The organism is Paenibacillus amylolyticus (genome assembly GCF_050990605.1).
GTDB lineage: Bacteria > Bacillota > Bacilli > Paenibacillales > Paenibacillaceae > Paenibacillus > Paenibacillus amylolyticus_H.
In genome coordinates, this window is record NZ_CP158832.1 from 5970901 (window position 1) to 5996095 (window position 25195).

The 25195-nt window shown below is 47.8% G+C and carries 17 protein-coding genes; 1 reads left to right on the plus strand and 16 read right to left on the minus strand.

Features of this window, described 5'->3' with window-relative positions; all coding sequences use genetic code 11:
- Positions 1-24: 24 nt before the first annotated feature.
- From ABTV53_RS26220 to ABTV53_RS26265, 10 genes are all read right to left on the minus strand, one after another.
- Positions 25-1329 carry an ABC transporter substrate-binding protein gene (locus tag ABTV53_RS26220; protein WP_433748043.1) on the minus strand — a complete coding sequence of 435 codons (1305 nt, stop codon included), beginning with the start codon at positions 1327-1329 and terminating at the stop codon, positions 25-27.
- Positions 1326-3083: a histidine kinase gene (locus ABTV53_RS26225; protein ID WP_433748046.1), complete on the minus strand. Its 1758-nt coding sequence runs from the start codon at positions 3081-3083 to the stop codon at positions 1326-1328. The genes ABTV53_RS26220 and ABTV53_RS26225 overlap by 4 nt, the downstream gene beginning before the upstream one ends.
- Before the next feature lie 92 nt (positions 3084-3175).
- Entirely contained in the window at positions 3176-4825 is a 1650-nt protein-coding gene (locus tag ABTV53_RS26230) for an ABC transporter substrate-binding protein (protein ID WP_433748048.1), read from the minus strand.
- A 27-nt stretch (positions 4826-4852) separates the two neighbouring features.
- Positions 4853-5722 (minus strand): carbohydrate ABC transporter permease, encoded by an 870-nt coding sequence (locus ABTV53_RS26235; protein WP_113052959.1) that lies wholly within the window; start codon positions 5720-5722, stop codon positions 4853-4855.
- A gap of 15 nt (positions 5723-5737) precedes the next feature.
- Entirely contained in the window at positions 5738-6703 is a 966-nt protein-coding gene (locus ABTV53_RS26240) for an ABC transporter permease (protein WP_433748053.1), read from the minus strand.
- Positions 6704-6987: 284 nt separating this feature from the next.
- On the minus strand, positions 6988-8535 hold the full coding sequence (locus tag ABTV53_RS26245; protein WP_433748055.1) for a response regulator transcription factor: 1548 nt from the start codon (positions 8533-8535) through the stop codon (positions 6988-6990).
- A 272-nt stretch (positions 8536-8807) separates the two neighbouring features.
- A complete protein-coding gene (locus ABTV53_RS26250) occupies positions 8808-9722 on the minus strand; it encodes a class I SAM-dependent methyltransferase (protein ID WP_433748058.1) in 915 nt (304 codons plus the stop codon).
- Between the two features lie 210 nt (positions 9723-9932).
- Positions 9933-11156: an MFS transporter gene (locus tag ABTV53_RS26255; RefSeq protein ID WP_433754348.1), complete on the minus strand. Its 1224-nt coding sequence runs from the start codon at positions 11154-11156 to the stop codon at positions 9933-9935.
- 192 nt (positions 11157-11348) lie between these two features.
- Entirely contained in the window at positions 11349-13412 is a 2064-nt protein-coding gene (locus tag ABTV53_RS26260) for a molybdopterin-containing oxidoreductase family protein (RefSeq protein ID WP_433748060.1), read from the minus strand.
- Positions 13413-13856: 444 nt separating this feature from the next.
- Complete coding sequence (locus ABTV53_RS26265) at positions 13857-14708, minus strand: formate/nitrite transporter family protein (protein WP_433748062.1); 852 nt, start codon at positions 14706-14708, stop codon at positions 13857-13859.
- A gap of 243 nt (positions 14709-14951) precedes the next feature.
- Here ABTV53_RS26265 and ABTV53_RS26270 point away from each other — a divergent pair, with 243 nt between their 5' ends.
- Entirely contained in the window at positions 14952-15800 is an 849-nt protein-coding gene (locus ABTV53_RS26270) for a hypothetical protein (RefSeq protein WP_433748065.1), read from the plus strand.
- A gap of 151 nt (positions 15801-15951) precedes the next feature.
- Here ABTV53_RS26270 and ABTV53_RS26275 read toward each other — a convergent pair whose 3' ends face one another.
- From ABTV53_RS26275 to ABTV53_RS26300, 6 genes are all read right to left on the minus strand, one after another.
- On the minus strand, positions 15952-17313 hold the full coding sequence (locus ABTV53_RS26275; RefSeq protein ID WP_433748067.1) for an FAD-dependent oxidoreductase: 1362 nt from the start codon (positions 17311-17313) through the stop codon (positions 15952-15954).
- A 475-nt stretch (positions 17314-17788) separates the two neighbouring features.
- Complete coding sequence (locus ABTV53_RS26280) at positions 17789-18268, minus strand: glutathione peroxidase (protein WP_062836886.1); 480 nt, start codon at positions 18266-18268, stop codon at positions 17789-17791.
- Between the two features lie 240 nt (positions 18269-18508).
- Positions 18509-19393: an ABC transporter ATP-binding protein gene (locus ABTV53_RS26285; RefSeq protein WP_433748071.1), complete on the minus strand. Its 885-nt coding sequence runs from the start codon at positions 19391-19393 to the stop codon at positions 18509-18511.
- Positions 19394-19880: 487 nt separating this feature from the next.
- Positions 19881-23048 (minus strand): hypothetical protein, encoded by a 3168-nt coding sequence (locus ABTV53_RS26290; RefSeq protein ID WP_433748073.1) that lies wholly within the window; start codon positions 23046-23048, stop codon positions 19881-19883.
- On the minus strand, positions 23045-24304 hold the full coding sequence (locus ABTV53_RS26295; RefSeq protein WP_433748075.1) for a TRAFAC clade GTPase domain-containing protein: 1260 nt from the start codon (positions 24302-24304) through the stop codon (positions 23045-23047). The genes ABTV53_RS26290 and ABTV53_RS26295 overlap by 4 nt, the downstream gene beginning before the upstream one ends.
- A gap of 242 nt (positions 24305-24546) precedes the next feature.
- Positions 24547-25194 (minus strand): beta-mannanase, encoded by a 648-nt coding sequence (locus ABTV53_RS26300; RefSeq protein ID WP_433748077.1) that lies wholly within the window; start codon positions 25192-25194, stop codon positions 24547-24549.
- Between the last annotated feature and the right edge of the window lies 1 nt (position 25195).

Here is a 25195-nt window from a genome sequence, read left to right on the forward strand (position 1 = left end):
AATTGGTCCATGATCTTAGAACCTTTAGTTCAATTTATATAACTTCCCACCCAGAATGGCATTCGCCCGCTCACGAAAATCCTTTGCCGCCTGCTCTGGCGTAACTTTGCCAAACAACAGCAGATCATACAACTCACGCAGCACCGCAGTGACCTCGGGTGCACCTACAGGATCAGGCGGGTCCATCTGGCTGCTATGATCGGCAACCCAATCAATATAATCAAACACCTGCGCCAGCTCCGGTTCAACCACCAGCTTCATCCGCTCTTTGACACGGGATGAGACAGGCACCCCCCGCTCCCCTTTGAGTAACAGATTGGCATCCAAATCATTCACGAAAAAGCTGATGAACTTGGCCGCCTCCTCCTTATGCCTGGAATTGCCCGCCATGGAGAAAAACATGCCTGGCTTCAAAAACAACCCCTCCTGGCTGTTTGGCCCAGGCATCGAGGATATGGTTAAGGGTTTGCCATAACGCTGAGTAGTGCTGATAAATTGGTTGGAATACCCCCAGCTAAATAGAGCCTCTCCCAGATAAAACGGGTCGTTGTCGGGTTTGCCAATGTCGGATGTCCAGATATCCGGTGCAAAAATAAGCTTCTCTTCCGCGAGCTGCTGCATCCTGCCAAAGTAATCAATAAACAATCCATCATCCTCATAACCCAACCTTCTGCCATCCTCGGCGTACAGCTTGGAACCGTACTGTCTCAAGTAATACGCGAAAAACTGTTCCGGCGTGAAATAGGTTCCCAGATAGATGCCTTTCCCGAGCAATTGCTCACCCATCCGATCAAAATCCGCCCATGTCCACGTATCCGTTGGCAATTCAATAGCATTGGCCTTCAACACTTCCGGATCATAAATGCTAAGCATGGCGTTAACCCCCAAACTGAGACCATAGGTTTTTCCATTCAGGCTACCACTCTCCAGCTGTTGCTTCTCAATATCTGTCGTGTCAATCAGTCCGCTCTGCATGTACGGCGTCATATCCTCCAACAGTTGCAGCGAACTGTACTGGGACAGATAGGAGATGTCCATCTGGATAATGTCGGGCAATGCATTGCCAGCTGCATGTGGGGCAAGTTTTCTCCAGTATTCGTTGAAACTGCTATATTCGTATTCAATGTTTACATGTGGGTTCAACTTCTCATACAGATCGATAACTGCGATCGTTGCATTGTTGCGAAACTCCCCACCCCACCAAGCGATTCGCAGCGTTATCGGCTCTTCTTCCACAATCATGCCTGGCCTTTGATCCAACTGGTTCACGCAGCTAGGAAGAGTCAGCAGAAGACAGATCATGCCTATGGATCGCAATAATCTTCTCATGGCCTATCCTCCTTACCTGGTGATGGGGGTGGCAGCAGCACCGTTACTCTCGTTCCAAGCCCCGGCCTGCTCTCCAGCAGAACATCATATTCTTCGCCAAAAGCCAGACGTACCCGCTCCCTGATATTCAATAGACCAATACCTGTGCCTCTGGTTTTCACTTCACCGCGCAGCACCTGTTCCACATATTCGTGTTCCATGCCGGGACCGTGATCCTCCACGATAAGAGCTAGCATGCCACCTGAAATCTCTGCATACACTCGAATCAGACATGATCCAACCTGTGGCTCCAATCCATATTGAATGGCATTCTCCAGTAGCGGCTGTAGAGTCAACTTGGGAATCGCACACCCCAGGTAAGGAGCAGGCACATCCATACGGAAATCCAGCCGCTGCCGGAAACGGTAGGTCTGAATGGTGATATAGTGGTTGACGATCTCCAACTCTTCGGCAATGGTAATGATATTTTGCTTGAAGCTGATGGAGGAACGCAGCAAATATCCGAGTGACAGCACCATACTGGAGATTTGTTCCTGCCTGTTCTTTTTGGCGAGCCAATGAATGGAATCCAGCGCATTATACAAAAAGTGGGGATTGATCTGCGCCTGCAGCGCCTTAAACTCTGTTTCTTTAATAACCAGCTGGCTTGCATAATTTTCTTTGATCAATGTATTAATATGTGTAATCATCATTCGATACGTACGCTGTAATAACCCCAGTTCATCCATGTGCTGGTGTGTTGGAATGGACAGATTGGCATCCATATTCTCCAGATCCCCATACTGAACCTCCTTCATCTGACTGATGAGCTGCCTGATCGGCCTTGTCAGACTGCGAGCGAACACCATACCAAGCGCGAGGACAACCAGAATGGCGATAAGATATACGACAATCAAACTATTTTTCAACCATATAATACGTTCAAAAATCTCATCATAAGAGGCCATATTATAATAAACCCAGCCGGTGTAGGCGGATTTTTTCTGGGAAAGGAATATCTCCCTCCCATCCATATTTTTGATCTCATATCCCCCACTGCCTGGAAGAGGATTCAGTCCCGCGGACACCGCATCTGGAAGCTGGCGATAAGGATAGACCACCTCACTGCCTGCTTTTAAAATAATGTCACTGTCCCGGCTATCCATGCCCGCATACTCCTCAACGAGTCGCTCAATATGAATACGCAGAAACAGTATGCCTACCGGTTCCAGGGTCATCGGTTCGTAGGCTCGCACCTGACGCACCATAACCAGCATCGGGTCATCGTCATCCGGGTACAGCCAGCGTACTGCACCATTAGCCTGCTCCGCCGCCTCAATCATCCGATCATATTTTTCAGGGGATACAGTTAGTGTTTCACCATATTTATTCACTCTCCCCTTGGAATCAATCAGATGAACGGACTGCACATATCGTGCAGCCCCACTAATATGCTCCCATAACCGATCCGTGATCTTCTTCCGTTCAATAAAGCTTGAATATGCGCTATCGTCATCCAGCAATGACTTCAAAGCCCTTTGAATCTGCATATCTGAGATCATGTTTAATGATAACGCTTCCAACTTTTGAAGTTCAACATCCACTGTAGACGAGGAAAGGTTCAGTAGACGGGATGACTTATCAAACAGCTGTTTGTCATACACCGAATACGTATAGTACAAGGACCCAAAAGCCAGGATGATGATAAATGCCATCATGACCATGATCATCAGAAACATTTTCATTTTGATGCTGAGTTTACGGTAGGCTGTCATGACCAAAGCGCTCCTTTGAACCACGTGATACTACTAGGTATATCACATGCAGGAAGGTTTTCCCAAAGTTTTAGCGCTCCATTTCTCACCTACTATTTGGACTGATATCGGTCATAGGCTGCCTGATGAACCTCAATGGCCCGTTCAATGTCCATGCTCTTGATGGTTTCGGTCATCGTGTCAAATTCGGTGATTGGCTTCTGCCCGCTAATGATGGCTGTCATCGTCTCATTCAAATACGTATTCACCTGGCTCATGATGGACGTACTTGTGGTCACCTCTTCTGTGGACAAACGAATTGGGGGAAGTGTTAAAGCCGAGCTTGCTTTCATCCATTCCGCATTCGCCGCACGCTGTCCGTCGTCAAATAATAAGGCATCCAGGTAACGGCTATCCTGATTGATTGGACCGTCCATGATGGACAAGGCATAGGACGCCAGCGCCTGGTCGTACGTCAGACCGTTCGGATTATCAATAATGGTATCTGTGAACTTCACACCTTGCCCGTCACGAACGTAGCTGTCATTTTCAATACCGAAGTTGAACAGATCACTGCCCTCTTCGCTATAGTTATAGTCCATCCACTGTACAATATATTTCAATTTGTCTTCGTCCGCAGAAGCCGTTATGGCCTCACCATAACTTAATACCTTATTCTCCAGATTGAAGGTAGCGTAAGAAGTTCCATCCGGTGATACGGGCCACGGTACACCGGTTACGTTAAAGTTCGGATCGGTGTCTCTCATCAGATTGAAGTATTTCCCCATACCACTGAATACACCGCCTTGATATGCGCCTGCCAGATTGCTGGTGACCTTATAGTCGAACGCTTTACCGTCATTGGTCATGATCTCGGGATCAATCAGCCCTTCCTTGTACCACTTGGCCATGGTCTCCAGGAAATCACGGTAACCCGGCTGAATCGGTCCGAACTCCACCTTGTCTCCATTCATCTGAAAACCACCAATGACACCAAAGGCCGCCGCAAAATCATGGAGTTTGGTCAGGTTGCCTGGTCCCCAGTTACCGGTGAATGGCAGCTCATCTGGCTTGCCATTGCCGTTAGGGTCCTGTTCCTTGAATGCCTTGAGTACCGTATACCACTCATCGATGTTGGTGGGTACCTCAAGGTTTAATTGATCCAGCCAATCCTGACGCATAATTAATCCGGATGTGGCATTCAGCTTCAATGCATCCAGCTTGAGTAGCGGGAACATATAGATTGTGCCATCATCGAGTGCAATCTGCTTTTTCACATCCGGATCAGATTCTATGATCCGCTTCAAGTTCGGTGCATAACTGTCGATCAATTCATTCAACCGGATGATTCGTCCGTCCTTGATCATTTTTTCAGGACCGCCAACCGCATCTGCCCAGTTGTAATATATGACATCCGGAAGCTCCTTCGTGGAGATCAGAAGATTGAACTGGTCACGCTGTTGTCCAAGCGGTGGATGTGTGAACTTCACCTGGATGCCCGTCAGCTTCTCCTTTTCCTTGTAAGCGGCCATATCGCCAAAGTTGTTCAAAGAAGCTGTCAGTTTGGCGTCATTGGCGCGCCAGTAGTCAATAGTAAATGGCTCATTTGTAATCGGTAACGGAATCTCCGTTAATGCCTGAACCGCAGGTTCTGTTTCCTCCGCCGGTTCTGCGTTACCTGGCTCCTTATCCCCCGTACAGCCCGCCAGTAAAGACATTGTAAGTAGCGATGACAACAAGATAGACCCCATTCTTTTTTTCACACAATTCGCCTCCATAGGATACATTTTTTATTGTTTCACAGCACCGATTAGAGCGCCCTGAACAAAATAACGTTGGATGAACGGATATACCAGCATAATAGGCAGGGTAGAGATAATGATGGTTGCATATTTGATGTTCTCTCCAATGGCGAAGCCCGTATCAGCGCCAGCGCCCATGGCCTCCGTACTGCTGCTGATCAGAATATCCCGCATAATAATCTGGATCGGATATAACTCCTGACTGCGCAGATAGAGCATCGGCCCGACATAATCATTCCAATGGTCAACTGCATAATACAGCATCATGACCGCCAGGATTGGCTTTGACAAAGGCAGTACGATTCGGAACAAAATCAGAAAGTCATTGGCACCATCAAGCTTCGCCGATTCGATCAGACTGATCGGAATGCCCTCAAAGTTTGTTTTCATAATAAGGAAATAGAATGTACTGATGGCACCCGGAATAATAAGCGCGAAACGGGTATCCACCATGCCCAGATTCTGAATCAGCAGAAAAGTCGGGATCATGCCCCCGCCAAAAAACATCGTGAACGTAATTAATTTCATCAACGTTTTTCTGCCCATCAGATCACTGCGTGATAACCCATAGGCTGCCAGCGAAGTCATGAGCAGATTGATGGCTGTACCCACCACAACATAGAACAAGGTGTTCATGTAACCCGTATAGATGCGCGTATCCTGAAATACTGACTTGTATGCTCCCAGCTGGAAACCTTCAGGAATGAGCATGAGTGACCGGGAACGCAACATCTGATCCGGATCGCTGATGGAAGAATTGAACACGTACAGCATCGGGTAAAAGCATAAAATCATGATCACCAGGAGCAGCAGTGTATTGAATACATCAAAAAGTCGTTCCCCTATAGACTGTTTCATCGCTTCACCTTCCAATTACCAGAGACTGGTTGAGTTAAGCTTTCTGCTGATCGCATTCGCGATAATGAGCAGTGCGAAATTAATGACACCGTTAAATAGTCCGATGGCGGTTGAATACGTATAGTTCCCTTCCAAAATACCGGATCGATAAACAAAGGTGGAGATGACATCTGATGTCTCATAGGTCGGAGCCGTTTGCATCAGCAATATTTTCTGAAAATCAGCGTTCATGACCGCCCCCATGCGCAGAATTAACATGATCACAATTGTTGGCATGATGCCCGGAAGTGTAATATGTAACAGCTGTCTCCAGCGGCCTGCACCGTCAATTTTGGAAGCCTCATACAACTGTGGATCAATGCCACTGAGTGCCGCCAAAAAGATAATTGAGGCCCACCCTGCACCCTGCCATATGTTGGACAGAATATACATCGGACGGAACATATCCTTCTCCGCCAGGAACATGATTGGCTGCAGATCGAAAAAGTCACGAATGACATTAAACAGTCCGCCATCCAGGGATGAGAACGTTTTCAACATTCCAACCACAACGACAACCGAGATGAAATGCGGCATGTAACTGATTGTCTGCACCGTACTTCTGAACCACTTTTTACGGACTTCGTTCAGTAACAAGGCCAGGATGATTGGAGCCGGAAAACCAAACACAATGCTGTAAAAACTCAAAATCAGCGTGTTCTTAATCAGTCGCCAGAAATAATAACTTTCGAAAAACATCGTGAAATTGTCATATCCGACCCATTCGCCTGCCAAGATTCCTTTGACCGGGCTGTAGGATTCCTGAAATGCCATCAGCAGCCCGTACATCGGTCCATAGCTGAAAATCAGATAGTAGGCTACAACAGGAACGAGCATCAGATACACGTATCTGTTTCGTACAAGCTCCTTTTTCACCGAACTCCATTTGCCAGCTGGCTTCAAACGCCCAGGTCCGATCCCCCGGCTTCGCTTCAGCTCCATCCACTCAACCTCCACTCTCGATGTTCATTCATTCACTTGACACTTCTAATGATAGAATCGAGCGCCTTTTCTTCCCATGCTCATTTCCGTTAAATGCATGTTCAAAACCGAGTTCCGTCCGACAAAAAAAGACCCTGTTGCCGATGAATGGCACACAGGGCACGATCGCAGATCGAATATAGAGGTTGCTATCTATATAAATCGAGCTAAAGTATATTTACACTTGCCACTCCGATTCGTGTAAATGTTTAGTTCAATGCTATAGAAGCGACAGAAACGCTGGCCTAGGGTACTTTTTTATACTCGGAAGGGGAGAAGCCCGTGTATTTCTTAAACATTTTGCTGAAATAAGGCCAGTTGGCACCAAACCCCGTCTGCTCGGCAAGCCAGGATACAGTGCAGTTACCGTCCTGCTCCAGAAGCTCCAACGCTTTGCGAATGCGGTAGCTTACCACATAGTTCGTAAATTTCTCACCAGTTTCTTTTTTGAACATTTTGCCGATGTAGTCTGGATTCATGTATATTTCCCCGGCAATGGACTGGAGTGTCAGCGTCTCGTCCCTGTAGCGTTTCTCTACCAACTGTTTCACACGGCCTACCATCTGCGATTGTCTGGAGCGGTGTTGTTCGTAGCGGCGCAGGGTGATTTCTTTGGCGACGGCAAGCAGAAACTGTTGAAAAGAATGCAGCGTGCTGGATTCAATCATTCCTGGCAATTGGTCCATATACCTTTTCATCTCGGCAGAGCCACTGAGTCGAATCATCTCCATAAACATCTGAATAAGATAGGACTTCGTTTGAGATATATCGTATCGCAAGCTGGCAAGCAGCTGAAACATCCGGTTCAGCTCTGTTCCAACTTCCTGCCAGTGTCCCGCCTTGATTGCAGTAACCATCCGCTCCGGATCGTATTCGAATTCAGGAAGACTATGCTCCCCGGGAGAGTAGATATCCCGCTCCATAATAAGACTGCCCTCACCGAGGTAAAAGCGGTAATTGAGATAGACCAGCGTCTGCATGTACAAATGGCGTACCTGAGAAAGATCTCCTGGCTCGCTCAGCGCAATCGTGAGATCATCATGATAATATCGGGTAAATGTGGCGCGAATCTCATCGATATTATGGAACAACTGCGTTTCAGATAACTTGTCCTCCATGATTAGTAACACATGCCCCCCAACCGTGGCACTTAAGATTGGATTATGAAAAATATCCTCGGCAATGTTCTTGACCGCGAACAAGTGCAAATACTCATGATCCCCCTCAATCTCCACCAGCAGCACTCGCACACGCTGGTCCTGAAACTGTACATCGAATAACTCCTCGAAATACTTCCATTCCTTGACGCCGTATGTTCTGTTCGTGACCAGTTCCTTCAGAAAATATTCCTTGGCATGCGGCAGTACACGCTCCAGATTATATTGGATCGACTGTACAAAACGCTCCTGATCGGTTAACTCCCGCTTCTCACTGACCAGTTCACTGATAGCCTGTACAAGATGCTCCTCGCTGCAGGGCTTGAGCAAATAATGCTTCACCCCATACTGCATGGCGGTCTTCGCATATTCGAATTCGGTGAAACCCGTGAGCATGATGAATGAGATATGCTGATACTTCTCTGCCACAGCTTCAACCAGCTGTAAGCCATCCATTCCCGGCATGCGAATGTCCGAGATGATGATATCAGGGCGTTGCATCTCGATCTTCGCAAGCGCTTCCAATCCATCTTGAGCAATACCAATCAGTTCTGTTCCTAAGCGGGACCAGTTCACAACACTGGAGATTCCGTCCGAGATCATAAATTCATCATCGACCAACAAAACCTTGTACATCGTATGCATTCCCCCCTGCCTTTCACCCGATCCATTCTATTATATGAGCATTATGCACAAATAGAGGGGAGCGCATGGAATGACATGGAATTGCACTCTAACAAGTCTGATTTCTAAACATTTGTATCACATGCGAAGTTATTGGCTACCGAATCATGATCTACGTTAATCCTTGGTTCAAACCAAACAACCCTCACCCTGCCACAGGGTGAAGGTTGGTCGTTGTTATGCAAATGCGGGCTATATAAGTGACTATGCATGCCCGGATCGATTTATTTTTTTACCGCGTGAATGAAATGTATCGTTTCAAATGCCCTTAGATGATCGGTTCGCTCCTGGAAAAACTGTTCCTGAATCGCCTCCGGAGTCAGATGCTCATAGATCAGCAGTCCCGCTTCATCAAGCAAGGCCTCCATCTCCGCATATGCGTACCCGGATTTCATCGGCTCACCACCCATTGCAGCCAATTTAACCATATTTTCAACCCGATTAAACATTCCTTTTTCCTCAAAAAGGTGCTCATCTGCATAATCCAGAACTATAGAGCTTCCGGTTGGCAGGTTCGCAAACACATGACGAATCACGTTAAACAGATCCTTTTTGGGCAAATAATACGAAACACCCAAGAGACTAGCCAACGTCTTCCGTTTCTTCAACCCTTCAAGAGTCAAGCTGTCATTCGAAAGCTCATGCGTAAAATCCATGGGTACAAAGTGAAGATTGTCCGGAATAGTCAGATCGGCCTGATTCAGCCGCTCCTTCTTGAATTGCTGTGTAGCCGGATAATCCACTTCAATGATATCCAGCGTGTCCTCCAAATCCGGATGCCTCCAAGCAAACGTATCCATTCCGGCGCCAAGAATGACTACCTGCTTCAATCCCAACGCGACTTCATGCAAAAGTACATGCTCACAGTAAGCGGCCCGAGCCAGAGTAATTGGAGATAGCTGTACCTGGGTAATCCATTTTAGAACCTTTTCCGGGTCTTCCTTGAGCTGGTGAGCCATATCCGGGTTGAAAAAATGAATGCCTCTAACCATGTTATTGCTGATATCCGAAAACTCTTGAGGAGTGATAAGCGCACTGGCTATAAAATCATTGAAAATAAGAGGTGTATCATATTGGCAATGGTAAGATCGACCAAAAGCCGAAATCAAGGATGTAATGCTTGACTCATTTTGCTTCATATTTCATCCTCCCGTACAAACAAAAATAAGATTCCCCCTGGCCAAGAGAACCTTAGTATATACGGAATATGCTAATATGTAAATTATAGCATAAAAAGTTTTTTTTGTCAATATAAATCAACGGGATGATCTGACAGATTAAAGTAGCTTTCTTTTCCCCTCCACTCTAACCTGTCCTCTCACTTCATCATACGGTTCAGCCCCAAAAGGCTACGTATCCATCCCATACTCCTTCACTTCACGATTACGGTTCAACACCGCATGCAGCACAAAACCCAGTACGGCAATTGCGGCTGTGCCCGTTGCCAGCCACGCTACAGGAATAAGCCCTTGCTTGTCATACATGACTCCCATGGCATAGGGCCCGATAACCCGACCAACCGCACCGATCCCACCCGATATCCCGATGTAAAAGGGGGCCGCCCTGCCTGCATGCTCCGATATGAAGGCAGGTGTTGCAGGGGAGATCAACATCTCTCCAAACGTGGCCAGTACCATGGCAAGAACCATGCCTGGATAGCTGTACATGGTAATCATGACAATGTAGGCCATGCCATAGAATACCGCACTCGCGGTCATCTGGGCAGTGGAGGTACGGGCCATGGTCCGTTTCACCCAGCTGGTAAAAGGTTGTCCCAGAAAGATCAGCACCCCGTTCAGGGTCCAGAGCAGACCGTACATTCTTTTTTCCATACCCTCAGAAATGATGTACGGCGACACACCTGTGTTCCAGATGGAATTGCCGAATAACAGGAACAGCACGCCCAAGCTCATGAACAGATATAACCGGGTATTGCCCAGCAGTGCCCAGACGCCCGGCCCATCGGTAACGGTTTTGCGTTTGGTCAGATGCACTTCCCCCTGATCTGGTTCAACCCGCGACAAGTAATACCAGAAGAATATCGCAAATCCGGCTGAGGTCACTCCGTTCAGTACAAAGCTGAGGTGATAGGAAAAGTCAGCCAGAAAACCACTCAGCGCCGTACCAATCGCCACCCCGATATTGTTCGCTACATAGATGATATTGAATAATTCCCCACGTCGCTCCGCAAACCGGAATCCAATAAAGGCCTGAATCGCTGGCAGGGACAATGAACTGAACAGACCAATCCAGCCCATGGCACATATAAATACGACCCAATACGCGCTAATCCAGGGCAACGCAAACAAACCTAACGCATTAAGCGCCAGTGAGCCAATGATCAGCTTCTTCACGCCCACCCGGTGATATAACGAACCTCCAAGCAGTTGTCCAAAGATACCACCCAGGGACTGAATGAGGATTACAAAACCCGCGTTAGCCATCGTCCGTCCTAGCTCATCAAACACATACATCGTGGTCAGCGGCCACATCAAGGCACTGCCTGTTGCATTAACTAAACTTGCCAGTAAAAATACTCTCACTTCTTTTGGATAGTTATCCAGCCATCTCATCATCGTTAATTCATTCTCCTTAGTACCTCTGCACAAACAAATAGCCATAAAAAATAGACCTTTGCCCTGACGGCATGACTATAACCAGCCAGAGCGAAGGTTTTATGATGTGTCACATCTATTGCTCTTTAATCCTGCTCAAATTCTAGCCTTTGTTCATCTTACCTCAAAAAAGTCATGCTGCAAGCACACTCATTGACGCTTCACTTCGACAGTGGCTGAGAAGAATGTAGCCCCGTTGCCCATGTCCGACAACCGATTGGACGTGAGCGAGTTTGCCCGCTGCTTCTTCCCATCACCATCCCACCATAAGCCTTGGCTGATGACGGTTCCCGGCAGCATGGCTTCACTGACCTTGGCGGTAAGTTCAATACGCCCACGATCATTCCATACGACCACTGCATCTCCATCCTCCACGTTTCTGCGGGCAGCATCCTCTGGATGTATTTGTAACAGAGGCATCTTTTCCAAACGCTGGTGTTTGGCTGAATTGCCAAAGGTGGAGTTCAAGAAATTATGGTTTGGCGGTGACAGGAACATCAATGGATAGGTATCGGCAGGTCCAGCCGGATTTTCGCCATCATAGCCTTCAACCAGAGCGCTATAGGTAGGGAGCGGCTGAAGCCCTCGCTGTTCCATCGTCTCCGAATATAATTCAATTTTGCCTGAAGGTGTGGGCAGCTGATCCAGAAATGCAGCATGTGGCGTCATATCCAGCTTCACGAATCGATGTTCCTTCAGTCCTTCCAACGTAACTCCATTCATGTAAGGATTGCCTGTATTCTGGAGTGCGTCCTTAATCATCTGTTCCGGCGTTTCTCCGAAGATTGCAGGATCGTACCCCATGGCCTGCCCAAGCAGGGAAAACAATTCCACATTGCTCTTGCTCTCCCCAATCGGTGCAATCACCGGCTCTTGCAGATGAACATACTGATGCCAATAGGAGGCATACAGGTCCGTCGCTTCAAATGAAGATGTGGCCGGCAATACGATATCTGCATATCTCGCTGTATCCGTCATGAACAGATCATGTACAACCGTGAACAGATCTTCCCTTGCAAAACCTCGCTCCACTCGTTCCGTATCCGGTGCCACCACCAGTGGGTTGCTGCAGTAGACCATCATGGCCCGGATCGGCTGCTCCGCTTCCAGCAGCGCTTCACCAATCCGGTTCATATTCACCACTCGCGGCTCCGTATTCTGCCGCAGCTCCGGACGCTCCAGCGCATCGCTATTCGTGCTCGCGTAGCTATTGGTACGCACGGCACCACCGCCTTGCTTCAGCCATTGCCCTGTAATGGCAGGCAGACAAGCTACGCTACGCACGTTCATACCCCCATTATCATGGTGCTGGAGGCCATTGCCGATGTGAATATGAGCTGCCTGTGCGTTGCCGTATAGTTCGGCCAGCTCCACAATCGTCTCTTCCGGCACGCCCGTAATGCGTGCAACGCGTTCAGGGGTATAGCTGCGGACATGATCACGCAGTGCCTCATGGCCCACCGTATACCTTTGCATAAACGCTTCATCCGTCAGTCCACGTTCGAACAGCACATGCATCAAACCCAGCGCCAGTGCACTGTCTGTGCCAGGGTAAAGCGGAATAAACCAGTCGCCCCATTGGGCCGTACGATTACGATGAACATCGATTACGACAATCTTGGCGCCTTTCTTGCGGGCTTTCTCCGCCAAAACGACCTGATGCATATTCGTACTGACGATATTCCCGCCCCATACCAGAATCAGATCCGCATGCTCCGTATCTTCCGGCACCGTTCCATGGTTGGCGCCCATCGTATATTTCCAACCTGTATTCCCGGCCGCATTACAGATGGTCTGCTCCAGCACACTCGCACCTAGCGCATTAAAGAAACGTCGATCCATGCCGTCTACACCAAGAATGCCCATGTTACCGTAGAAGCTGTAGGGCAGGATACTCTCAGGCCCGTAGGTCTCGGACAATGCCGTGAATTGGGTCGTAATCTCGCGAATCGCTTCATCCCAACTGATTCGTTCGAACTTGCCTTCACCCTTGGCTCCAACACGTCTCATTGGATATTGCAGACGCTCGGGGTGATACACCCGCTCCGTCATATTTCTAACTTTATTACAGATGGCCCCCTTCGTTATCGGATGATCCGGATTGCCTGCCACCTTCACAATTTTGCCGTTCTCTTTATGTAGTAACAGACCACAAGTGTCTGGACAATCGAGCGGGCATACCGCTGCAAATACCCCATTCTCCTGATCGATCATCGTATGGCTCCCCCTCTTTAAAAGCTATCCCTATATCATATCTTCTTCGAGGTTATCACGTAAAGAGAACAGTATGTTTTTGCTTCATATTCGTCGCTATAGCGCCTTTAAAATATTTTCAAAAAAATGTTTGGTCGTTTGATTCAACTTCAGAATTCAGGGGTAAATTAAAAATAAGGCATTAGGCTAGTGTTTCCCCACTTCCTCCTCATGCCATATCATGGACCACTCCCGAAATTCGCCATGAACAGGTTTCGTTCCCCCGAACCTTGTCATGGCGAATTTGCTTTGCGTTAAAATCCATAAGAACACCACACAAAAAACGATCCCGACCTTCTCCGTCACAGCATATTTGCCATGAAACGAGTAAGATCAGAATCGTCTTCTCTTCTATGTGTACATGATGTACGTGTATCGAGTCATGCATTGTAGTGCTATATTCCGCTACGCCTGCTTGCTCAACATCACTCTAGCATCCGTCTCCACAGGTTCGGCCGACGTTGCTACCTCTGGTTTCACTTTCGGCTCAGCTTGGCGCAGGTACACCACCCAATAGGCTGCAGCTACAAACAGAGCACCTCCAGTCAGATTCCCGAGCCATACCGGAATGAAATTCATCACATATTGGCCCCATGAAAAATGTCCTTCAAAGATTGCCGCCGGGATGAGGAACATATTGGCCACAACGTGCTGGAATCCAATGGCCACAAATGCCATCGTTGGAAACCAAATGCCCAGTACCTTGCCACTCATCGTATCCGATGCATAAGATAGCCACACGGCCAGCGCCACTAACCAGTTACAGCCGATGCCAGAGATAAACGCCTGTAGGAAGCCATCATGCAGCTTGTGTCCAGCCATATCCACCACTTTCGCCAGATATACTCCCTCTCCGGTCAGACCAAGCACATGTCCAAACGCGTACGCGACAAAGATTGCTCCAAGAAAGTTACCTATCGTTACGAATGTAAGATTCTTCACCATGCTACCTATCGACAGCTTGCGTGCGATCGTAGCGAGCGGAACAGCCATCATATTCCCTGTCAGCAGCTCTCCACCACCAATGAGCACCATAATTAGTCCCACCGGGAACACTGCCGCTCCAATCAGATTGACCAGACTCCCCCACTCTGCCGGGGCAGAAGCAATCACCCGAATATCCAGCAGAAACCCCAGCGCAATAAATGCCCCTGCCAGAAAACTGAGTACCAAGACAGAAGACACCGGATATTGAGCCTTCTTCATGCCTGTTTGCGCCGTATATTGTGCAACCTCAAGAGGTGTTTTTGCTGCCATATCATTCATCCTCTCCTTCATGGTTCATGAACAAATTCATTTCATGGGTTTTGTTGATAAGTTCATTGTAACGTGAAGATATCGGCAGGTTTGTTACTTTTATCACAAAGTATGGAGGTGAACTCTTCATGGTTGAATTTTTGATATAAAATAAGAGATTTCAATGGAAAAAATATTTATTTTTTGTACATTTATAGTACAATTACTATGTATGTCCAATACAGATAAGGAGATCTACTATATATGAAAAAAGTATTTTTATTATCAATTTTGTCCTTATTACTAGCCGTATCCGTATCTGCCGCCTCTGCTTCATCCGATCAAAAAACCGATCCTCTTTTTGAGACTGCTTTGGGTGGGAAGACTGTGTCCACTAATTTAAATGTCGCAGGAGGATTTAGTCACGTCAAAGTCTATATTAACAACTCTGGGCAACATACAATTAGAGCAGTAATGGTACATAATGATTCAAGAAAAGAATACATTAGTAAATATATAGCTCCCGGTGATACTCTGGATTGGAGGAGCTTCACAGATACTCCACAAGGAGTTAAGAGCGGCAAATACACGATAACTTATCGTGCTAGTGGAAACAACATGAGTGGAGAAGCTTGGGGGATATCTGCTAAAAATAATAATGAGCTACAGGCCGCATCCGTATCTGCCGCCTCTGCTTCATTCGATCAAAAAACGGACAGAATTCCAAACGTTAATCAACCCGTAACTCCGATTACTGTAGAAGAACCTGACCAAATCATCACGCCAATGGCAATAGACCCGCTTTTTAATACGGTTTTGGGTGGTACTAATGCCCTCTCGAATTTTAATGTTCAGGCAGGCTATGGACATGTTAAAATCTTTGTCAAGAACACAGGAACAAAAACAATCACAGTAACAATGAAACACATCTCTTCTGACAAATATTATATTGAAGATTCCGTTCCTGCTGGAGGCACTTTGGATTGGAGAAGCTATACCGATTTCCCTCAAGGCGTTAGAGGTGGAAAGTATGAGGTCTCCTATCGAGCAGGTGGAGACCTCATGAGCGGACAAGCTTGGGGAACATCTGCTGAAAATACCAATGAGCTATAAAATCTATAGGTTCGAAGAATGAAAAATAATCATTGATCCTATAATCCTAAACGTATTAGAAATATCAATTAAACAAAAGGCTGGCGAATCACTCGCCAGCCTTTTATTTGTGTGTCTTTTTTCATATTCGGTAATAACCATTACTTCTTCCTTACACCATTGCTGGTGCTTTTACTTCTACTGGTGGCAGTGCTTGCAGACCCGCCGTGTTCAGGAAGTTCCATGGTTTGTTGTAATGTGGCTGGAAGAAGAAGTCGATGAAGGCCAGCTCATCTACGGTCATGTTGTTTTGGATGCAGACCGAGATCGTATTAATCGATTGGGTCAGATCAACCTGAGACATCACCTGTGCTCCAACGATCCGACGAGTAGCCTGCTCATATACCACTTTGAGCAACAGTTTCTCCGCCGTTGGCATGAACTCCGGACGATAGCTGTCTTCCAGTACTACCGACTCCACGATCAGACCTTCGTCAGCAGCAGACGTTTCAGTCATCCCAGTACCCGCGATATTTTGCTCATAAATTTTGATACCCGATGTTCCTTGTGTACCCAAATACGGTGTCGTAGGACGAACCAGGTTACGGGCTACGAGTGTACCCATCCGCACGGCGTTAGTCGCGAGTGGGATGTAAGATGCTTTGCCTGTAGGGTTGTAATGAATAGCACAGCTGTCACCTGCAGCGAAGACGTCTTTTTGACTGGTTTGCATATATTTATCCACGATGATTGCGCCGTTTGGCAGCATATCCACTTGGCCTTTGAGCAGCTCGGTATTGGGACGGAAACCAATGCACAGAATAACCAGATCGGTTTCGAACTCCCCTTTGGACGTGATTACCTTGGTCACTTTACCATTCTCTCCAGTAAACTTCTGTACCGTTTGACCGAGAGCCAGCTTGATGCCGCGTCCAGTCAGCGTATCTTCGATCGCATCCGTGAATTCAGGGTCCAGGTATTTGTTCAAAATCCGATCCACACTGTCAATCAGGGTAACTTCCTTGCCGTTCATCTGGAACGCCTCAACCAATTCAACGCCGATATATCCGGCTCCTACAACAGTAACGCGTTTCGCATCTTTAGCTTTTTCGATAATCGTGTTGGAATGATTGTAGTTTTTGCATAGCAGAACGTTGTCCATCTCAATGCCTTCAAGCTTCGGAACGACAGGCCATGACCCCGTTGTCACGATCAGTTTGTCAAACGTATCTTCAAATTCTTCCCCGGTTTGCAGGTTTTTAGCCTGAAGAGTATGACCCTTGGCATCAACTGCTGTAACTTCATGAAGCATCTTGGTCTCAACACCGAGATCTGCCAGTTGATTAGGCGAAGAATAGAACAAGCCGTCAGGGTCTTTCACAACTCCACCTACGTAGAGCGCAATGCCACAAGATAGGAAGGAGATATTGTCATTGCGCTCATACACCGTGATGGTAGCATCCGGGTACAATTTGGCGGTATTTACGATGGCTGCGGTCCCTGCGTGTGTACATCCGATAACTGCGATTTTCATTAAAAGTTCCTCCTCGAAATATATAAATGAGTTTGAATATAAAGTTATTTTAGTTGTGAAATATTTCACTTCTCGTTCGAAACTGTATATGTGATTTATTTCACTTTATACACTCATTATAATGTGATCTTTTTCACATTGCAATAGGTTGTGCAAAAAAAGTTTGTCGAAAGAGGTCTTTTCGCTGTATTTAAGCCTTTCTTCCCTTCATTTTATTGATTTCATTGTCCCCGGATTTGAGTCGGTTTATGCTATCCAATGGCTTCCGCGAATTGAACAAGCCGCCAGAGGGGCTCTGCGTTGGTCCGATACGGTGTGAGAGAATGGAACCAAGTATAACCGGCAAGGACCCGTATATTTTGAACCGGATGCAGGAAGTGGGTACCGTTTCTATAATGTCGATGAAGATGTGCCTTTCTACGCAAAGAAGCCTATCCTTGCACATGCAAGGACAGGCTTCTCAAACGTTTATGGTTTAACCGAGCAATTTCTCGATATCTGCAATCATTGTCTCTGGTGATTCTTTCGGTTCAACACGACCTACCACTTCACCTTCACGGTTAACAAGGAACTTGGTGAAGTTCCATTGGATGTCACTTGTTTCACCTACACCAGGTTGTTGCTCCTTCAGGTATTGGAACAGGGGATGAGTTTCCTCACCATTCACATCTACCTTGGCAAACACCGGGAAATTCACGCCATAGTTAATCTGGCAAAATGATTCCGCTTCCTCACTTGTGCCTGGCTCCTGCCCTCCAAACTGGTTACAAGGGAAACCCAGTACAACCAAGCCTTGATCGCGATAACGATCATAGAGCTTTTGCAATTCACCGTATTGCGGGGTCAGCCCACACTTGCTCGCTGTATTGGCAATGACCAATACCTTACCTTGATACAGATCCAGTGAGACTTCTTGGTTAGCGGTGGTTACCGCCTGATATGAATATACGGACATGACTGATTCCTCCCATGACATATGTTGGTTTGGGCTGTTGCGAGCACGTTGGCATAATCAATGAACCCACAGCCTGTCCTATTATTATAGACCTGATCCGATGAGATTACCAAATCTCGGGTCTACCCGTCCCCTTTGCTCCCATGAGTTGCAAAATCGCCATGAATGCAAAAAGAGCCGCGTGCAATAGCACACAGCGGCTTCATTCTATAATGTGAGGACCACGTATGGCCCATTTCGTTAACTTCCTGTCGCTTGAACACGTGGTTCAGTCCGTACTCCAGCATGAACCATAGCACTGTTCATGACCATCTGCTCTGGCGCCTTCGATTGCTGACGTTCGCCTGCAAGAGCGTATGGCAAGCAGAGCGGTACACCGGAACGAGGATCAATCACGATATCTGCTTCAATGTTGAATACTTCACGAAGCACATCCGAGTTCATGACTTCCACAGGTGAACCATGAGCAATGGCTTTACCTTTTTTGATACCAATCATGTGATGTGCATAACGGGAAGCATGATTCAAGTCATGCACAACCATAACAATGGTACGGTTGGCTGTGGCATTCAGTTGCTCCAGTAATTGCAATACTTCGAGCTGGTGAGCCATATCCAGGAACGTAGTCGGCTCGTCCAGGAACAGGATATCCGTCTCCTGAGCAAGTGCCATGGCAATCCAGGCACGTTGACGCTGTCCACCGGACAGTTGATCAATCGGACGATCGTGGAATTCTGTCATGCCAGTCACTTCAATAGCCCATTCAATCATGCGCTTGTCTTCTGCACGCATGGAGCCAAATCCTTTTTGATAAGGAAAACGACCATACGATACCAGTTCAGTAACGGTAAGTCCTTCTGGAGCTGTTGGATTCTGTGGCAAAATCGCAAGCTGCTTGGCAACTTCACGCGTGGACTGTTTATGGATGGACTTCCCGTCGAGTAATACATTACCTGCTTTTGGTGCCATAATGCGTGCCATCGTTTTCAGGATGGTTGACTTCCCTGATCCATTGGCTCCAACAAGTGCTGTAATTTTCCCTTGGGGAATCTGAATATTCAGATCCTCTACAATTAGTCTTTCCTCATAAGCGATATCCAGCTTGGTCGTCTCCAGACGAAACATGCGATCATCCCTCTCTCATTTATCCCGGTTATGTAATCCGGCTATGACAACGAAAACGAAATTGTAATTCTGTGTATTTCCGACGCAAATATCTTATACACTAAAGATACTGATAATCATTATCATTTGTCAACAAGAAAATGCAACTCTTCTGCTTGTTCCAAGCCTTATTCGGACCTTTTTAAGCACATTGGAGTGCTTATTTACAAATACATATGAGAGCTTTTCTCATTCAGCACGCGCATTTCATCACTTCTGCTCTTCTCTCGAACTATTGAATCGCTAATTTTGTGTCAGAATTGTGAATGCTTATTTTTTTGTCCTGTGATTGCTGCATCCGGGTTGTGGATCAAAAAAAGATGACCTTGAAATCTAAAGTCCAAGGTCATCTCACATACGCTCGTTTAATAAGATATGAAGTCAGCATATTCAATAATTGATGAAAAGGTACTCAATGAATCTATGCAATATGCTTATATAAAATAACTTACAGTTTCGGCTGAGGCATCAATTGGATTACAGTCATCCCGCCCTGAGTACTCTGCACACCGGCAATACTCTCGGTATCAAGATCTGCTGGAAGATCGATCTGCAATCCATACGGATAGAGACGATCTACCTCTTCAATAGACATCTGGGCAGAAGTGGTTGCATCCTCTTCATTGGATACGGATGTGTCAGGCGAAGTCGAGCCTGTATCCATTGTTGTATCGGTAGCAGGATCTGAAGTGGAATCATCCGATGTTGAAGGATCCACCTGCTGACTGCCACCCTCCGTTTGCTCTGTGTTCTCCACGTCTCCCGCTGCTGCCCCGTCCGTACTTCCTGAACTGCTATCGGGAGGATCTTGGGTATCCGGCTCTTCATTCCGATTAAAACTCTCCCACTTGCCTGTAGTATCCAGCTCCTGAGTACTGCCATCTTTCATTGTCAATTGAAGTTTGCCTTGCTTATACTCAGTGCTTCCCGTATCGTTCCGGAAACGGATCACCAGCTTTGCAGGTGATTGGGCACCCTCCTGTTCGCTCGCAGGAATCAAATAAGCAATCTGCTCCGCGATCTGTACCTCGGGTTCTGTCGGTATGAGAGGCTCCTGAGTAGATGGAGGAGATGCCACTGGCGGCTCTACAGAATTTTTCATCCATGCATATGTACCGCCAGCAATACCCAGAACCAGGATCAAAAGGAGTAATCCAAACAGATTCTTCCTTTTACCCGTTAGCATCCGTACCAGTGGAGAGGACAATTCCGTCTTCGCACGGTCATAGACCGGCTTCATTGTCTTGCTGGCTCTCACGTAATACGGTTTGAACGCCGACTTCGACTTGAATGCTTCACGGTCATGGGCCTTGAAATACGCCACGATGGCATCTGCGTATCCTTTATGCGCATTGGCCCCCCGGACAAACATTCGTTGATCTCCTGACCATTCGAAGAATGGATACAGACCTTCAGCACGACTTGCATTGGTACGGATGAATTCAATCAGGCCAGAATAATCCAACCGGTTACTACCGCTTCCTCCCCGATAAAAAGCCATCGGCAAAGCTTCATAGGCCGCAATCCCCGGTTTAGTCTGTAATTCTTCGGCAAGCCAGCGGCGCGTCCAGCGTTGAAGTTCATTGCGTTCTGCCAGGGAGAGCGCCTCCAATGCCTCTTCTTCGTTCCCCTCGCCACTAAGCCAAGCTCTCGCAGCCAACATCATGTTCGTTCGAGTCGATACATCAGAGCCCTGACGTGCCGCCCAATCCCGAACCTCATTGTCATGCTGCAAAATATCAATGCTTAACAGTTGTTCACGGTTAACCCGTTCCAGATCCAGATCCTGAATCATAAACAGGTTAATGACATAAGCGAGCTTGTCTGCAAGGCGGGTTAACTCCCCCTGATATGCCAGATCTTGACTGGCAGACGGAGACTCCCCTTTCCGATTAGGGCGGGCTGAAGATTCAGTCTGACCAATTCGTGCCGTAATGCCTGTATCATAAGTACCTTCCACAGATACCCTATCGAGCACACTAACCCGTTGGAGTGCTTCATTCGCAGACTGTACCGGATTAGGCGCAGAACACAACCGTTCATGCAGCTCATTGGCTGTCCGCTCCTGCAAGAAGCTGTAGTGGATCGCAGATGGATGGGACGTAACCCATCTTCGGATCACTTCCACAACGTTCGCTGCCGATTCCGTGCGTTTCAGCTGATTGTCCAGATAAGGCTCGAACAACAGCTTGCTAAGCGATTCATTGGCCAGCACTTTATCAAAGAAAGCCCGATTCAGCTCCGGATCCTGATCCAGCACAGCATACAATTCCTGCACAGCACGCATACGCTTCTGGGCGCGGGCATTATTCACACCGTAGATGAAATAGTCCACAATCCGGGATTGCACCACGGACGCGGCAACACGGAAGTATTCTGCAATACGAGCCGCGACAGCTTCTTCGGGTACATTCTCACGCTTCACGCTGTCCAGCTCCCGGCTGAGCAAGGTCAGGAACAGCTCGTTTAGACGCGAACGCTGCTGTGCTCCACCTTCCGGCTTCAGATAGCTTAGCAAACCACTAAGGACATGGCTTTTGTTATCCAGATACAGGTCTTCCATGCCTTGTTCAAGAGCATAAAACACCGAGAGTTCGCCATAGGCTTCAATGGAAAGCTCCCGTCCAGGCTCCATGCCGGACAACATTTCATCCGCAAATGTATAAAACGCATCCGCTGCACCAGGTTCCTGCAGTAAGGCCCAGGCGAATTCCGCATAAGGTAACTTCGCCACAGATGCATCCGCATGTGTCACTCTGCCGGATACCAGATCAAAGGTGAAATCCTTCTCCGTATTCCGGTCTTTCGGACGCAACGTCCCGCGCTCTACAAACTGAACGTGAATGCCCTTCTTGGCCTGTGGCTCCTTGGCAAATGTCATGAATCCCAGTTGCCGCCGGAATGCGTATGGTAACGCTATGTAGAGCAAACGTAACAACCCTTTGGCTCCTGCGGTCACTTCCTCTGCGGGAAGGTCCAGCGCAATGTATACTTTTCTGCGTGTCGCTACTGACTGCATTACCGCATAGAGCAGGCGCTTGAACAGCACTTCGTTCATCTTCAAGGCGCTCAGCACTTGGGTTGGTGATGGATCTGCACCCAGACTGGCGCCAGTTTGAGTCCATCCCTCACCCTCACCTCTTGCCGCGCCCTGTCCGCTTCCAGGTGATATAGGCAATTCAGCAAGCGTAGGCAATACTGTACCTTGTTCGATGTCATAGGACGTGGCGAATACGGCATCCAGCCAGCCGCCTTGCTTCATCTGCTCTTCCGAGCGTTCGGGAGACAAGACGTAATTATGTGCGAAAAAGGCACTGCGCAGCCCGGTGAAATCCGCAGCTTGGTACACATTTTGCCCAAGAATCGTCTCTCCACTCTCCAGATGAAGCAGGTGAATGGACGCCGGAAACTTCGTCTCGTCCTTCTCGCTACGGCCCGTCAGCTCCGCTGGAGCGTCATAGACACAGTAGGGGTGAAGCACTTTTTTGATAAAAGAAGGGTCCAGTCCCGGCGATGCCGCAACCGTATCGAACCCCTCTGTTGTGCGAAACACCCCGCGCCGCTCTCGGGTATACAACTGTTGTTCAATGGGCGGGGTTACGGAAGAACGCATCATCCCACTCTCCCCTCAATGTACTTCAGCTTGTACAGCAGCCACAGGAAGGGTTCATCCACACGAATCGGGCTAACCACACCCTGCAATTTCATATCCACCGGATTGCTGCCCAGCGCAGATACTGCGAAATAAGCTGTATCCTTGAAGTACACATCCATCGTACCTTTGAACGGACGGTCCACCTTCTCGATAAAACGGCGGATTTCCCCGTCAATATTCTCGAACTCGGTTAGGTCGAACCAATCGCGGTGCACCATGTTGCGGAACACATTGCTGTTGGATTTGATATAATCCCCCTCTTCATCCTTGAGGGAATGCAGCATGTCGCTTTTCGTGAGCACCACGGCTGTTGGAATATTCGTCTTGGCTTTGTCCTGATACGCAATAAAATCTCCAAACATCGTCAGCACCACATCGCGCGGCTCATCATATCGTGGTGTCCACTCTCCCGGCTCGTTGCCGAGGTTAATACGAATTTTGTCCCGAATCGAACGAATCTGAAGTGGGTCCACCATGAACAGGATACCTGCAGAGTTCTTGATGTGCTGCCCGTGAAGTCCGAGATAATCCTGCTCCACCATACCTTCACCTGCAACGTCAAAGAACACCAGCGTCAGCGGTGCTTTATCTTCGTCCTTGAACACAAATTGGAAGATAAACGGCTCCTGCAGCTTCTCCTTTTGGGTGGAATCCAGCAGATCGCCCCGTTCGAACAACGGTTCTTCATAATCCGCACGGAACCGGCGGCTGATCTCCGCATTCAGTGGCATGCAGGCCGCGTCAAAATGATCGGCCGTATAATGCTGCAATGTATGAATTAATGAAGTCATGTAGACGGATTTCCCCACCTGGGATGCACCGATAATGGAAATGATATTGCTCGGTGCTTTACCCGCCGTAACAGGCAGCTCGTTATGACACTCTGGACACAACCGGCGACGTGTAACGACACCATAACGATCGTTAAGACCCATCACGATGTTATCGGAATAAATCCGATGTTCCTCCGGTACATCATGCGGAGCCAATACGGCCTCCATATCAAATACCGTATCGAGTCCGAATCTTTCGCGATATCGATTCAACTTCGCATCTTCCCCGAGTGCGTAGTCCTCATCATCATCGCGGTGATGGGCGGCGCGGAACACCACCTCTTCCGGTGAAAACTTGCTGAAACAATAAGGGCATACAATATCGTAAAACAGCGGGCGTTCCTCCGGCTGTTGTCTCTTCAAAAACCGACTAAAAAAGCTCATAGCCACTCCCCTCCCCTGATCAGTCAGACTAAGGTGATTTACACTCGCACTACGATGACAGATTAACCTTCAAATCGCTGTTATCCCCAGATTTTTTTGATCCCCTTTTCTAAAAGGGAAAATCTGGTGATAAGCGTATGCTTCTGATGCAGCTTTCTTTCAGAAAGCTTTTAGGCGAACGCTTCGCTTTTTCAGGTTATTTCTGTCCTCTCCGTTTCTGTGTAACAAATTAGCCTAACGATCTAGTCTGATATTAATCTATAGGCGGCTCCATATTTCGGTCCGTCCGTGAAGAATAATCGCACATGATCATCCTTGGCGACTTCAACGGGCGGCATCTCATTTCTTCCGGGAGCAAAATCACTCACAAAAGGATACACCGTACCATCTTCCTTATTCAGCGGGACCCCGCCCTGCTTGCGAACATAACAGAGGGCTTCCTTTGGAACAGGTACTTCCGCTGTGACGGTGATCAATACACTTTTTCGTTTCTGAAAAAAACCGCTCTTGTAGCGAATGGAAAAGCGGATATCCGCCTTTCCTGCGCTTGCAATCACCACGTTGTCCTCGTCTCGCTGACGGATCAGCACGGGCCCGTCTTCCTGCATCTGACACACATACACCGTGTACTTGATGGCACCAAAACCCGTGATCCGATCCGTGTAACCATTGCTCGCCTTATATTCCTCTCTCGTGTACAGCTTCAGCTTGCCCTGTGCAGGCTCTTCCCCGGTACGATCATCGTTCATCATATCCAGCTCCAGCCGTTCCACATATACAGCTTCAACCCGTTCGGGCCAGAGCCAGCGAAGTGTACAACGCCCTTCGTCCACCGCAAGTGTCAGTTTTCGAATCAAGGGTGTCGAAGGGTCTGCATCCGTAAACCGCATT